This is a genomic window from Paenibacillus cremeus (genome assembly GCF_007786445.1).
GTDB lineage: Bacteria > Bacillota > Bacilli > Paenibacillales > NBRC-103111 > Paenibacillus_G > Paenibacillus_G cremeus.
Genome location: NZ_VNJI01000011.1, coordinates 149,230 through 164,118 on the forward strand (window position 1 = coordinate 149,230; position 14,889 = coordinate 164,118).

Below are 14,889 nucleotides of genomic sequence, written 5' to 3' on the forward strand. Positions count from 1 at the left end.
ATAAATGTCGGTTTTCGATTATGATAATTCAGTAATTGGGCAGTTAAGAAAAGGGACGGTGGATGACCCCTATATTTCAATTAGCGAACCAAAACAAGTGATTAACTCTGTTGTAAATTTGAGCGAAATTCCTGATGATTTTCAGCGAGTTAAAGTAACGACCACTGATGGAACATTAACACTAACAGAGATTACTAGCGGTTCGCCAACTATAAATCAGTATATTATCGATTATAATCAAGGATTAGCAACATTAAATTCTGGGAGAAATAATCAGCAATTGGTATTCACTTATAAGGGGAAGGGTGGATATTTTCTCAGTTCAAACAGGGTCTTCACGGCTCAGTCAAATGGATTAGTTACCCAAACATTAACGCAATACGTAGATGATGCAAAAGCGCAAATTGATACGAAAGTAGCGAGTGTAACTTCAAGCGCAAATACGGCATTGACTAATGCTCAATCAGCAAAAACATTGAGTGATCAAGCGACTGCCAGTGCCACTAGTGCAGCTTCCACAGCAACTTCTGCTGCGTCCTCTGCAAATACAGCAGCCACAGCAGCAAATACAGCATCGACAAATGCGACGAGCACAATTAACGCTATTAATACTGACATGAAGATTTCACATAAGGGAACTCTTGCTACTTTTTCCCTTCTTCCATCTTCGGGTCAGCAAGTTGGTGACACGTATGTAGTTACCTCGGATTCAAATAATGCAAATAATGGAGTATGGAGATGGCAATCTAATTCCACTTGGTTAAAGATAAACAATTTGAATATTTCTGGTGCAGAGACGGTTTCCAATGTTTCCGTTGTTGACCAAGCCAAATCAGATATTGTACGCGACTCTATTCACAGCGGTGTAATTTCTGTAAGTGCATTAACCACAGATTCTACTTCAACATTAAATGGGTTTACTATTAGTGCATTTATTGCTTATATCAATGGATATAAAGTTTCCATACCTCAAACAGTAATTACTATGCCTAATGCAGGTTCGTTTGGAATGAAAGATCAACTTGTTTTCGTGGAGGCATATTTCCCATCTACGGGAAATGGATATCAATTAAGCACTAGATTTAGGACGGTTGATGCAGTAGATTTTACAGCCTATCCCGAAGGTGTAGGTCATTCTGCGGTAGTATTTGCTCAAGGTGGTCAAGCATCTCCTACCACTTATACATTCACTAAAGATTCTGTGGATCAGGGATTATACGTCAGCGGTTCGGGTTCTGCTGGTGATAAAACTACACTAGCAACGTTCGATGGAAAAGTTTACGCTATTCCAATTGCTCGTGTAAAAAGACGTAATAGCGGAGGATACAGAAAAGACAATATTTCTGGCTGTGTTGATTTTATTTCCACTACTTTATCTGCTATTGCAAGCACCATATCTAATACGGTTACAGTTGCTAGTGCAACAGGATTAAGTGTTGGAAATAGTATTAAAATTGGTTCATCATCTATCTATAAAATCAATGCAATCAGTGGTACAACTTTAACTTTAGATAGAAATGCTGATTCTGCTCATGCTTCCGGTTCTACCGTAGTAATCCAAAGTGACCGACCTGATTCACTTTACAGTAATGTAATTTCTTCTTCCGACATCATAGACCTACGCCACAAAGTATCCTTAACAGGTGTAAATTATCAACAATTGCTCGAAGAAAACTTTGATAATCTTCTTCGTGGAAACTTAACCACTAAGGATACGAAAACGAGCATCAAAGAAACTTGGGGGTTACGTAAAGCACCATTGGGATTGGCACAAAGTTTGCAATCGGTGACGATTAAGGGTAGCGATGGTACGAGTCGTGATTTGGTGAATTTTTTAGGTACGGACGGTAACTGTGAAGACATAAGCAAATGGACTACGGGTGGTACTCTTTCTACAACACAGGCAAAGTACGGAAAAAATTCGCTTAAATTTGTAACCAGTAACAATTCACTATACGCATATAAGGATTACAGTATTTCTTCCTTTACATCGGGCTATTATCTCGTTGCATGTGATGTATATATTGAGTCATATACGAGCGGAAACGTCATTCAAATTGACATTAGAGACTACAACACGTTTACACAACGATATTCTGCGATAGCTAATACTGCTATAACTGGTAAATGGCAGACACTCTATTTTAAGATTCCTGCTAATGGTGCGATTACCACGCCTAACGGCTTCCGCATATTATTCGGCGAGCAAGCAACAGGGACAAGCACTAGTTATTTTGATGGTATTCGTCTCTACCAGATCGACCAAGCCACATACAACCTCATCGACGTTGACCCGAACTACACAGGTGGCGATAAAATCAGTGCTTTATTCCCTTATGTGGATTCACAACCAAACTTTGTGGAGAACTTAGTTTATGGAGAACAGGAGCAAGATAACGCTGCCTTTAATGTTGGCACAAACTCTACCTATGATAATGCATGGATAAGCGGAAAATTAAACATTTATAATGGTTCCGCTAGTGTATGGGGTAAAGGATTTCAATTATCTGTAGCTAGCGGAACCGCATATACGCTAAATCTTGATACGGCAATAGCTTCGGATGGGGCATCATTAAATGTCGAAATAGGCTACACTTCTACAACAAATGATGTAGTGTCAAAGGCATCGCAAACAGGGCATGTTTCATTCTCGTTTACTCCTACTCAAAATACTGTTTACGTTAAATTCCGTAGGCAGGGAGCAACAGATAATACAAAACCTGTTACCGTTTGGAACATTAAGGTGGAAGCAGGCTCGGTAGAAAATGTATATGTTCCTAAAGGTCGCTGGTATATCCCTGCTGACTACCAAGGTTATAACGCTCACATGGGTAATAACTCTGTATCTCGATATGATAACGTTAATGGTGGACGCTTTACTGGTCAACGCTCAACATTCTCAGATGCTCAAACTAGCGAAACTCGCACAGATGTCATCGAAGCACTCATGACACCGCAAAAGCATATTGCCGTAACTCAGGCCACAGCAGGTACATGGGCATCAGGCGATAAACTCGTTATTTCATCGAATGATGGATTGCTTGCAAGTAATAATGCTGCTGTGGCGCGCGTTACTCAAAATGCAAGTGGGGCTACGGCTATTTATGTCGATGACGTATCTAAATTCGCTGTTAATGATACAGTCAATTTTTATCTTGTTTCAAGTAATTTAGTAGCTGTCGGGTGGACTGTACAATCCATTGATACCACGAACAAAATTTTAACCATGACAGGCTCCGCCACTGTTTCAGTGGGTGACATGGTGATTAGAACAAACACTCTGCCATCTATAGCATACACAACACAGCAGAATAAAACGGCTCAGTCGGGTTCCACATCAACAACCATCAAATTGGCTTCGGATGCATCTGCCACAGATAACTATTACAACAACTTGATCGTTACGATTCTCTCCGGTACAGGCGCGGGACAATCCAAGACGATAACGGCTTACACAGGCTCTACGAAGGTCGCTACGGTTTCTGCGTGGACGACAACTCCTGATGCAACTTCTGTCTATTCCATCTCTATGCCGGGAACATGGACTAACCTTGGCACAAAGTCGGCTACATTCACTATTGGTACAATGCCTACCGCTACAGATGCTACTTTAGGAAATGCCAATCAAACGAACATTTCATGCTCTTATTCGGTTAACTATCCAGCAGGAAAAGGCTTCGGAAACGTGCCTACGGATGTGCTTGAGGCGAGTGTGAATGATCAGAGATTGATTAGTGGTCAGACGGTGAGTGTTAAGGCGAATTATTTGGGCAAGGTTGCAGGGAATACAGATGCTGTACCTCATATTGCAAAATGGATTAACAGCAATATCGGGTCTAACACAACGTTACTGGCACCGTCCAATGGTTCGTTTGCTGAAGTTGGGGGCTCTGGTACAACCTATGCAAATATTTCTTCTCTCGATGGCGCACTTAACGTAGTAAACTCATCTGGAGCAAGTTCGATCGCTCAACAACTTTTCCAATTCGACCTCATCCGAGCCATCGAAGACAAATACGGTGAAATCCCTGTTGACGGTACAGCGGCGAAGGTTGCTTGGTTGAAGGCTAATATTACAAACTTCCTATGTAATATATACGGCTATGGCTCATCTCCCACAGGAAATAAAGCAAGCGTTTCTGTTTGGAGTGTTGCAGGTTCTTCATGGGGTTCTGCTTGGGCTACGAATGCAACAAATGCTGTAGCAGTAATGGCTGTAGGAACATCTTCTAATATCGGAAACTACATCGACGCAAATGGTTATATGTATTTTATCGCCTACGCAGACCCTTCCGACGGTGTAACCTATTCCACAATTAACACCGACTACATTGAACTTTCCATCACACTCAATACTAGCATGAAATCGGCATTTGATGGGAATACGGAAACTGGATTTACAGTGTTGTCGCCTGAGAATTTGTTCCCTGTGATGAATGAGAATTTGTTGAATTCGAATCAGGCATTTCCGGTGGATGTTAGTGGACTTACAGCAGTCAATGGTGTAACACATAGTGTGGATAGTAGCGATATCGGAACAATACTTGTAACAAATTTCCCATCGACTGGATATGGATTGTCCTATGCATCTGTAACACTCCCTAAAGCAACTACGTATGCATTTAGCGCAGAAATTTTCGTTCCTTCTGCAAGTGTAGCAACTTCTGTGCAAATTCATGACGATGGAAACTTTACAGGTGCTACGAAAGTGATAGGCAGTTATGATTTGACAAAAAAGGGAACATGGCAGAAAGTTGTAACGCTAATCACAACTACTGTAATAGGGCAGTCCGGTCTAAGCGGATTAAAAATTACTAATAATTCCGGTGCAAGTGATGTAATTAAGATTCGTCGAATGAAAGTCCAAGAAGGTGTAACCGCAACTCCATGGTCAGCAGGACGAAATAAGAAGATTACGCTGAACTATTTGGGTAAAGTTGCTGGAAGTGTTGTTGAGAATCCTCATAGATTAGGCAGATTAAACAGTGCATCGTTCCCATCTCCGATTCCGAGCTTCTCTAACTATGCAGAGAATACAGCGTCTAATCTAATTGATCCGGTAACAACACAAGATGGTGTTTTATGGTCGTACTCATCTTCTACAGCAGGACAGTACGCTCAGCAACTTTTTGAGTTCGATTTATCCTATCTTGGCATGTCGTTGAGTGAGTTGAAGAAAGCGTTACGACCAATCACGGCTACATGGGTAGGCTACGGTAGCGGAGATAATGCAAGTGCGCTGACTTATGGCGCAACCGTTAAATGGTGGGATGCAACTGGAGCAGGTTCGTGGGCAACCTTTGGAGGTTGGAGTAATACAACGAGCACTCCATCATCGGTCGCTATGACTGTCAATAATGGAAGTCAAACCAACTACATTACAAGCAACCAAAAAATCTACATCCTTGTTCACAGCACAAATCCTGCATCGGCAACAAATCCATCAAATATCTACACCGACTATATCAAGCTTGACCTTAATTTAGCGGATTACGTAGATTACAATAAGTCCAATATCGTGAAGGTTAGACCAGAGACCAAGGAAATCAAAACATGGTTCCCTGTACACTCCTACCGATATACAGGATATTCTGGTGTCGCTCAAGCTGGCGTTATTGGGTGGAGCTATAGGTATTTGCCGTATGGTGGATTCGGTTCTGTTGCAAGGTCTAAAATTATGGCTGTTGGAACTCCGATTATTAGCACATTGGGTACAGGTTCAGCATCTACAGCAACCGATGTTGATCTTGTGGGGATTCGAAATGTGACGACAAAACTCCCAACTCCAATAGCAGACTATAACTTAGTCGCTGAAAAGTTTACATCTGATGGTGTGCTTACTACTATTGACAATGTTACACTCAAGAGAAATTCGCTAACTTCTAATAATGGCTACAGATTTTCTCCTTTTTCGGGATTATATTTTGATCCGTATTCTACACCTACTGAAACCGTAGTGCGAGGAGCATCTAGCCGAGCAGGTTACACCAACGATACAATTACTTCACAGTCTATTGGTGCAGCGGCTTACAAGTTTAGTCTGCCATCAACGTTACCATCGGAAGCATTAATCTCACTTCCAATGCTCATCATTGACAATGGAGAATTAAAAATGGTTGTGGTTAGTTTCCGTAAGAGCAGAAATACTAGTCTCCAATTCCAAGCGGTAGATGGAATTTGGGATGTGTTCAAACTCCAAGGTAGAGTGCTCCAAAAGTAATAACTAAAATATGTGAATCTCCTACATTAACTTGTGGGAGATTCTTTTCTTTTCACACTGAAAGGAGTGAATTTGCGTGTCAAAAATAATCATTGATTCCAACAATCAAATTGTAGGCATCGATATTCCTGTTGGATTTAACCAGTATTCTTTGGATGTAGATGTTGAAGGTTTGAAGAAGGTGCTTCAACAGGATGCACAATTGCCAAAGTTGGACACTGAAGGCAATGTGCTTTATGTTCTTGCTCAACCCGATTTGGAACTCACATCAACTGTGACAAAGCAAGTTGAAACTATCGTAGAAACTGGAAATGAACCAATTTTCGTGGATGTGGTGAAGTATATTCCTATGCTTGACCCCGTTACAGGAGTACAGAAAACTTATCAACCAACTCAAGTTGTCGATGTGTATGATGATGAAGGAAATGTAACAGGGCAAGAAACTGTAAACGTTGGTGCTCCTCTTTTGTTGCAAACGACTGAGGTTGTTCAGGAGCAGAAAAAAGACGCTGATGGCAAACTCCTTTATTGGAAAACAGTTGAAGAGACTGTTGTAACAATGCAGCCACAAGAACCTAAACTTATCACATCTGACTCCCCCGAGTGGACAGAGGAATTATCTCAAGCATTTGAGACAATTAAGAGTGGAACAGAAGTTTCGGTTGCTCAATATCCAACTTTGTTCACTGTTGACGAGGTTCAAAATTATCCTACTCTAGAACAAGTTAAGCAGACTAAACTTGACCAGTTAAATGACGCTTGCAACAAGTTCATCTTAGCAGGATTTACATCTGATGCTTTAGGCGAAGAAAACCATTATGACTTTGATTACGAAGCTCAAATTAATATGGGTGGAACACTCAATGGAATTACAGCAGGAATGATTACTGGTGATATCATGTGGAAAACTGCTGAAGGAAATAAGCCTCATACAGTAAATCAATTTAAACAATTGTACGCCGATGGTATGACGTTTAAACAAACCAACATCGCAAAGTATTGGACTCTCAAGAATCAAGTATTGGCGTGTGAAACTAGAGCAGATGTAGCTGCTATTCAGTGGTAGGTGAGATTATGAATCTACAACCTTGTGATGTTATTTTCGTTACAAAACGTAAAAATGAAACTTTGAGAGATATCATCATACGTAAATTAATCTCTTGGGCTACTGATTCGGATATAACCCATTGTGCCTATTTCGTTTCAGGCAACATTGTGTTCGAGGCAAACGGATTTAGAACATGCGGCTTCCAGAGCTTAGATGAATATGAGTATAAAGTCAAAAGATTAACATGCGACTTAGAAACAAGGAAAAAGATATTGGAGTGCATTCTTGAAACTGAAGGTAGGAGCTACGGTTACATGGAATGCGTGGCCTTATTCTTTAGACGTAAATTAGGCATGTATTTTTACTATGATGATCCTGATAAATTCATATGTAGCGAAGAGTTAGCAAAAGCGATGTATGACGTTACTGGTAAGTTTATGAATATAAAAGATAAAACACCTACTTTTGACTTGTCGCCTCAAGATTTATGGGAAAGTGAATATTTGGTTGAAATTGAAGGGTAATATATGGGTAAGGTCTCCTGCGTGGTGACGGAGACCTTAATCTTCCCATTTGTTTAAGGCTGCTCCTTTGTTGGAGTGGTCTTTTTGTGTTGTTTAAATGAAAAACTTTAATCTTAGGAGGAATTATTCAATATGGAAAAACTCAATCTTTTTTACTGTTACGACTCTAATCTTGCTAAATACTTGAAACAGGATAAAAATATCCCCTACCTAACTAAAGCAAGACATCTAGATACGCACAAGGTATTCCACCTATTTCTTATTTCTAATGTATTACAAGAGGCATTAGAAGAGTATAAGAGCAAGAGTAGGTAACAGAAATGGACATTAATCAAGGGAATATAATCAAGCAACTTAGCGATTTATATCTAATACAACGAGGGCATTATTTAATTCAAGATAAAAATTATGGTTATCGTGATTATCGAAAAGGTGAAATCAGCAAATCAACAGGTAAAAAATATAAAGCCTTATTAGATTATATGATTGAATCACATCTAAATGGCGAGTATACAGTTGGGACATTTTGCAAAGAAGTTTTCACAAAATTTATAACTATTGACGTAGATTATAAAGGAAACTTGGAAATGTCTAAATTGATCACAAATAAAATTAGTGAACAATTTACCGATTGGCACATTCCAGAACACTATATTAGTTTTAGTGGTAACAAGGGTTATCACATCGATATATTCTTTGATGATTTAATCCAATGGAAACATGCGAAAAAGTTTTATGAACACCTAATAAAGAGTTTAAACTTGGATGACAAGAAGGTGGAATTTCGTCCAACAAGTACTCAGGGCGTTAAGTTGCCTCTTGGAATACATCAGGAAACAGGTAACTATTGCGGATTCTGCTATCCAGATAACCTGACAGTAATGAGCAAGGAGAACAGTGAGGAATTTTTATTTAATATCAAGAAAATCCAATCAGAAAGTATATTGGATATTATCGGTTTAGATATAAATACCTCAGAAAAGATCGATACAAAACAAGAAAAAAATAAAATTATTAGTACAGAAGATGCCATTAGTCCACACAAACCATTACCAAGTTATGAGCAAAGCGAAGATTCTTCGATAGACCGAGCACAGGATTTGCTTCTTAATGGTTTAAAAGTACAAGGTAGCAGACACAATTCGGTATTATTGCTTGGGATGTATTTGAAATATTGCGGATTAAGTCAAGAGCAAAATAGAGCAGAACTTTATGCTTGGATGGAATGGCAGAATCCTAATACTTATACAACTCCATTGGATGAATGTTGCAGAGATATTGATCAATTAACAAAAGACATTTATGAAAAAAACTATAATTTATCTGCAAACCAGAAAGACTTGACGGTTACATGCGATGAAATTAAATGGATAATGAACAATTGTCCAGAGAAAAATCAGAAACTAATTACATACGCTATGTTGATTCACTCTAAACGTCATGCAAATAAGCAAGGCGTTTTTTATATGCCATTTAAAGACATAGAAACCGCAACGGGATTGTACGATCAAGCCGTTCAAGCACAGGTAAATAAATTAATAAAACTTGGAGTTGTCGAGTGTATAGAACGAGGAAGGAAACCGAAGGGTAAGGGATTAGCGAAAATGCTACCTAATCTGTATCGAATGAATTATCAAAGGAGTCTCGAATCTGATGGTTTAATTGAAACAGAAGTTTTTACCACTGAGGAATTGGACAATTTTGATGTGTGTTTGAGATTTTATTTTTCTGATAAGGAATTAAGGAAAAATTTATCGCAGAGACAATATAAAAGTTTACTTGGGTGAATATTGTTTACAATTGTTAATTAATTATGATTACATTTGCTCCTTGTACTTACCTCACCCTTTAGATTCACAGGAAAAGTTCAAGGTCAAGAGATTCCTTAAATATAATAAATATATCTATTAATAGTGATTTCGCATATCACACTATTTTAGTCGGGTATAAGATTATTAATAAATAATGTATTGTACCCCAAATCGTACAACTTACTTTTAGTAAGTAATAAAACAATCCTCATACGAGGGTTAACATAGATTCCACTTTTATGAGGCTGTCTAAGGGGCAGTCTCTTTATTTTATATATATCAAAAACAAGGTGGGGTAACAGTGCCAAACAATGAAATGAGTAATATTGAGGAACGCTTAACACGATTGGAGACGAAATTCGAACTTGTATTTCAAACTTTTACAGATGCAATTAATCGTCTAGAAACAAAACTTGACAAACGAGACGATACCTTTGTAACTAAAGACTATTTTAATGGTGAGATGCGTCTGAGAGATGAGAAGATAAATGGTCTTCAAACGGCATTGGATCAGGTGAGACAGGAGAAGAAAGAAACAAAGTCTGCATGGCCTATTTGGTTACAAACCATTGGTACTCTTGGAGCAATGTTTGTGGCTATTATGGCTTTGTATGCAAGCAAATAAAAGAACGGTTTCATTTGCAATTAATCAATCGCCATTCGCAGGGAGATTAACCAATTAGCAAGAATCAACCGTTCTATACATCTATTATAAACCAAATAATGCAGAAAAAACAGTTAATATTTGGGAGGTGAAATAATAATGAAAGATATCGTCAATGAGCATTACCAAATCCATCGTATTACTGAAGTTGAGCATTTCCCTGAACATGGTGGACGAACAGAAACATTGGAGTTTCGTAATGCAAAACATGAATTAGAAGTAGTCGAACATTTACCATGCTTTATATGTGGAACCATGAATAAACGTGAGAGTCATCATATCTTTGAACGAGCTTATTGGAACGCACTCGATCTCAAAAGAGTAGCGTTCTTTTTGTTTCATCATTATGATTTTCATGGTCATGTAAAAAGAGATTATAAAACATCGGACGAACTTTTTAAATTTTTCGTTGACCATTATAACGGACGAGAAACAGAATTTGTAGATGCACAGGGAAATAAAATATGGACTTGTGATGATACAGCAGCAGACACAATTTATAATCAATTAATTTTAGATGAAATTTGTCATCGTGGTGAAGGAACAGGAGCACATGGTACATCTACTCCTACGTTTATGGCTCGTATGGCACAAAGAAAAGGTTACGAAGTTTCTATGAGTGAAAAGGCATATAAGGATTTGATTAATAAGTAGGTGTAAAGTATGAATAGTTGGTTTAAAAATCTTGTTTCACTGGACGAATTGAAAGTCAGCCTCCTAGCGATATCGCTTATTGGAATCTTGATTTTGGATGGTTTTATGGCAATTAAATATCACGATGTTCCTCCACAACTTACATCAATCACGATAACAATAATTTCAGCGGTAGCTGGATTTAATGCAATCTCTGTTGTTGCAGGGAATATCACTGCAAACAAAACTAATGTGCCAGTGCAAAACAGTAACATGTATAACTCAAATATGTATGGATATGGAATGAATCAGCCAACTATTACTAATCAGACACCTATCATCAATCCTAATCCAACACAAGTTCAACAAACTACAACTCAGACAACAGTGACGACAATGCCTAAAATGTAAAGAAGGTGTAATAAATGAATTCATCAAGACAAGCAACAAATAGTCAAGGCATAGACATTTCGCATCATAATGGTCAAGTGGATTTTGACAAAGTAAAAAATGCAGGAATTAGTTTCGTTTTTATGAAAGCCACAGAAAGCACGAGAACAATCGATGATACTCTAAGTTATAACTACTCAGAGGCAAAACGAGTTGGAATTCCAGTTGGCTTTTATCATTTTGCTCATGTCTCTAATGATCCTGTGCAAGAAGCAAACCATTTTCTTTCTGTTGTTAACGGGTTGGAAGTTGATTTATTCTACGTTTTGGATTTAGAGCAAGGTAGTCTAGATGGTGCGAATTATAGCAAATCTCAGGTATCTTCGTGGGCAAGGACATTTTTGCAGACTGTTCAGAACAGCACAGGAAAACTACCTATAATTTACACTGGAGGTTCATTCGCGGCTGCGTATTTTGAACCCGACTTATCTATGTATCCTTTGTGGGTGGCGCATTATGGTGCGATTCGCCCAATGGAAAATGGAATTTGGTCTGACTGGTTGTTCTTTCAATGGGCAGAATCGGGAAGTGTAGATGGCATCTCGACAAATGTTGATATGAACGAATTTAACGGCAATATTCAAGATTTTTTATATAACGAGGATGATGAATACATGAAACCAGTAGTGATGGATGATTGGAGTTGGCAGGAACTCGATAAATTTGTAGGGGATGCTTATAACGAGAAAATCATCGAAAGTTGGGCTTGGGTGCAAAAAGTGCGTGACAGGCAAATTAATGTTGTGGAATGGCTGCAACTGAAGACATTTATTGATGAGCGTAGACGTAATAAAGCATTGGGTCAATAAAATAAATTATAAAGGAGAATACATATGATTCAAGTTTTAAATGATTTACTTGTATTGGTAAGTCAAAATTGGGAAACGATTAGTTCAATTATCGGCTTCTTCTTGGTAACGGTTGGTGGTTATAAATACACTCAACAATCTTCTAAGAATTATGCAACTGGTTTAGCCAAGACTCTTATGTTTGCTGTAGAGAAGAAAGCAACTGACTTACTGCTAACCACAGGAAAAAATAAGTTCGACTTCGTTGTCTCAGAGGCGTATGACAAATTTCCAGCATTAGTTAGAGTACATATTAGTAAGCCAATGTTTAGTATGCTCGTTCAACAATTGTTTGATGAAGCTGTTGCTATTGCAAAAGAGCATCAAACTGAACAGCCAATTATGCAAGCACCAACTATTCCAGTGGCTACAACTAATGTTCAACAAACTATTCAAGATGCACAATCAAATCAATCTGTTCAATTAACACAATCAAATTAAGGATAACTTTTAGGGGTAAATTTGGTCTATTTTAGGCTGAGTTTACCCCTTTTTTTATCATTTTTACACGAAAATACGTTCCCCCTCTTAAAACGTTCCAAATGGCTCTGTAATGCGTCCTAAACCTCCCTCCTCTCTTATATCGAAAAAATACCCATGTTGCCCCTAAAAGTCAATATTTGAACTTTACGCCATATTCAGATGAATGGTCATTCACTATACTGTTGGAACCGTCAAGATAGTAAATTTTAAATCCACGATCTTTCACTTCTATTCTGAGCACATGTTCACATAATGAACCTTCAACACGTACACCTTTCAATTTCAAGTGTGTTTCAACAATATGTATGATATCAGTTTCTTTGATGGTGAAATTGGTGCAAGCATCTTTCCCCTGTTTCTGATAAGTCGTACATGTATATGAGTTATGAGTCCTTAATTGCTTACCTCTAAATTTCCCTCCACATTCGAGACACAAAATTTTTCCATTTCCGAACTGGTACATAACGTGTGCCCTCTTCCTTTACGATGTAAAGTGACAATGATATAATATGCTTGTACAAATTTATTATGAAAGGTTCTGTATTGTATGAGCAATAACGATGTCATCCCAAAGTTATTAGGCCATAAAGAAGTAACTGAGTATTTGGGATGGTCAAAACAACTCCTGAACGATTATATAAAACGAGGAAAATTTCCGCAACCTGTTCAAGTCCTAGCCAGTAGCCCCATTTGGACAGAAGAACAAATCATAACATTTAAACATTCTAGAGAACGATAATCGGGAGGACAAATAATTGAAAGTAGCAATTTATATACGTGTTAGTACTGATGAACAAGCGACAAAGGGTAACTCACTCCTTGAACAGAGAGAACGTCTAGAAGCGTATTGTAAGGCCATGGATTGGGAAGAATATGAGGTTTTTGAAGACGATGGCTATTCGGCTAAAGATATGAATCGTCCTAAGCTTCAAGAGATGATTGAACAAATCAGAAATAATAAAATCCAAATGGTCGTGACTACGAAGATTGACCGTCTATGTCGTAACCTGCTTGACCTACTCACTTTTATTGATGACTTAGTTGAATATGATTGTGGTTACGTTTCAGCAAGTGAAAGTTTCGACACATCCACTCCTGCTGGCAGAATGGTATTACAAATTCTCGGAGCATTCGCAGAATTTGAACGCGAACGCATACGAGAACGTGTTAAAGACAATATGAAGTCACTCGCGAAGAAAACCAATAAGGTCATAAATCGCCCCTGCTATGGATACGATGTTGTTGATGGAGAATACGTTATAAATCAAAGGGAAGCAGAAATTATACGGAAGATGGCAAATTGGGCTATCAGTGGCGATGGTTGCCGTTCAATCGCAATCAGATTAAAAGGAGAATTAACAAAGGACGGAAATTCGTTTTCAGAAGGGTTTGTACGTAAATTACTTCAAAGAGAAACTATAGCAGGAATGTTCGTTTACAATCGCAAATACACACTAAAGAACAAGACTAAAACACGACCAAAAGAAGAATGGATCGTGAATGAAAATCACCATGAGGCTATAATTGACAGAGAAACATATGAATTAGTGCAAATGGCTATAAGCTCTAGACAGAAATCAAAAACACAAGCAGATAATGACAGATGGCTATTATCAGGATTGACTGTATGTGGGCACTGTGGGGCAAACATGACTGGTCAATACCGAAAGAAAGGCAGTAAAGAATATTTTCATTACCTGTGTTCTGCTTACCATAAAAAAGGCGAGTGTTTTCGGCATAGCATTGTTCGGGATAAAGTAGAACTTGCAATAATAAAAACCTTAGAGAAGATTGAAGAGTACGCACAAGCTAATATGCTGACTATAGAAACTACTCAAAAATCCGAAGTTAACGTTCAAGCTCTTCAGGATAGGTTGAAAAAGATCAATAATAAAATGCAGAAACAAATTGAATTGTATGAAGATGACGAAATTAACAAAGAGGACTTCCGGAGAGCTGCTGATCGAATTGAAAAAGAACGTCTTGAAATAACGAAAGAATTAGAATTGGCACAACAAGACTCATCCAAGCGAATTCAAGATCAGTTTGTTAAGCGAGTCAAAACCTATAAAGGCGACTGGTCATCCGACGACAGACAAATAGTGAAGAATTGCTTGAGGCAATTGGTTTCTCGCATAGTTGTTAATGGTAAGAAAGTTGATATTACCTTTAAATTTTAGGTATCACCTAGCGACACATAGGTTGGCC

The 14,889-nt window shown here is 38.2% G+C and carries 11 protein-coding genes; 10 read left to right on the forward strand and 1 reads right to left on the reverse strand.

From position 1 onward, the window contains the following. Positions 1-4 precede the first annotated feature (4 nt). From FPZ49_RS11440 to FPZ49_RS11480, 9 genes are all read left to right on the forward strand, one after another. Complete coding sequence (locus FPZ49_RS11440; protein ID WP_144846641.1) at positions 5-6,220, forward strand: hypothetical protein; 6,216 nt, start codon at positions 5-7, stop codon at positions 6,218-6,220. A 76-nt stretch (positions 6,221-6,296) separates the two neighbouring features. Beyond that, positions 6,297-7,286 (forward strand): DUF4376 domain-containing protein, encoded by a 990-nt coding sequence (locus tag FPZ49_RS11445; protein WP_144846642.1) that lies wholly within the window; start codon positions 6,297-6,299, stop codon positions 7,284-7,286. A gap of 296 nt (positions 7,287-7,582) precedes the next feature. Then, positions 7,583-7,792: a hypothetical protein gene (locus FPZ49_RS36395; RefSeq protein ID WP_144846645.1), complete on the forward strand. Its 210-nt coding sequence runs from the start codon at positions 7,583-7,585 to the stop codon at positions 7,790-7,792. A gap of 320 nt (positions 7,793-8,112) precedes the next feature. Beyond that, positions 8,113-9,579, forward strand: a complete 1,467-nt coding sequence (locus FPZ49_RS11455) for a TOTE conflict system archaeo-eukaryotic primase domain-containing protein (RefSeq protein ID WP_144846647.1) — start codon at positions 8,113-8,115, stop codon at positions 9,577-9,579. A 325-nt stretch (positions 9,580-9,904) separates the two neighbouring features. Next, the gene (locus tag FPZ49_RS11460; RefSeq protein WP_144846649.1) at positions 9,905-10,228 is read left to right on the forward strand and encodes a hypothetical protein; all 324 of its coding nucleotides are present in this window, start codon (positions 9,905-9,907) and stop codon (positions 10,226-10,228) included. Positions 10,229-10,366: 138 nt separating this feature from the next. After that, entirely contained in the window at positions 10,367-10,921 is a 555-nt protein-coding gene (locus FPZ49_RS11465) for a hypothetical protein (protein ID WP_144846651.1), read from the forward strand. Between the two features lie 9 nt (positions 10,922-10,930). Next, positions 10,931-11,311 (forward strand): hypothetical protein, encoded by a 381-nt coding sequence (locus FPZ49_RS11470; protein WP_144846653.1) that lies wholly within the window; start codon positions 10,931-10,933, stop codon positions 11,309-11,311. A gap of 14 nt (positions 11,312-11,325) precedes the next feature. Continuing rightward, on the forward strand, positions 11,326-12,159 hold the full coding sequence (locus tag FPZ49_RS11475; RefSeq protein ID WP_144846654.1) for a glycoside hydrolase family 25 protein: 834 nt from the start codon (positions 11,326-11,328) through the stop codon (positions 12,157-12,159). Between the two features lie 24 nt (positions 12,160-12,183). Then, the gene (locus FPZ49_RS11480) at positions 12,184-12,639 is read left to right on the forward strand and encodes a hypothetical protein (protein WP_144846656.1); all 456 of its coding nucleotides are present in this window, start codon (positions 12,184-12,186) and stop codon (positions 12,637-12,639) included. 172 nt (positions 12,640-12,811) lie between these two features. Here FPZ49_RS11480 and FPZ49_RS37465 read toward each other — a convergent pair whose 3' ends face one another. After that, complete coding sequence (locus tag FPZ49_RS37465) at positions 12,812-13,144, reverse strand: zinc ribbon domain-containing protein (RefSeq protein ID WP_144846658.1); 333 nt, start codon at positions 13,142-13,144, stop codon at positions 12,812-12,814. 292 nt (positions 13,145-13,436) lie between these two features. On the opposite strand from FPZ49_RS37465, the gene FPZ49_RS11490 reads away from it, so the two are divergent. Continuing rightward, on the forward strand, positions 13,437-14,861 hold the full coding sequence (locus FPZ49_RS11490) for a recombinase family protein (protein WP_144846660.1): 1,425 nt from the start codon (positions 13,437-13,439) through the stop codon (positions 14,859-14,861). Positions 14,862-14,889 lie beyond the last annotated feature (28 nt).

Coding starts and splice junctions, on each gene's coding strand:
- FPZ49_RS11440 (WP_144846641.1), top strand. CDS start 5: ATGTCGGTTTTCGATTATGATAATTCAGTAATTGGGCAGTTAAGAAAA.
- FPZ49_RS36395 (WP_144846645.1), top strand. CDS start 7,583: ATGGAATGCGTGGCCTTATTCTTTAGACGTAAATTAGGCATGTATTTT.
- FPZ49_RS11455 (WP_144846647.1), top strand. CDS start 8,113: ATGGACATTAATCAAGGGAATATAATCAAGCAACTTAGCGATTTATAT.
- FPZ49_RS11465 (WP_144846651.1), top strand. CDS start 10,367: ATGAAAGATATCGTCAATGAGCATTACCAAATCCATCGTATTACTGAA.
- FPZ49_RS11470 (WP_144846653.1), top strand. CDS start 10,931: ATGAATAGTTGGTTTAAAAATCTTGTTTCACTGGACGAATTGAAAGTC.
- FPZ49_RS11475 (WP_144846654.1), top strand. CDS start 11,326: ATGAATTCATCAAGACAAGCAACAAATAGTCAAGGCATAGACATTTCG.
- FPZ49_RS11480 (WP_144846656.1), top strand. CDS start 12,184: ATGATTCAAGTTTTAAATGATTTACTTGTATTGGTAAGTCAAAATTGG.
- FPZ49_RS37465 (WP_144846658.1), bottom strand. CDS start 13,144: ATGTACCAGTTCGGAAATGGAAAAATTTTGTGTCTCGAATGTGGAGGG.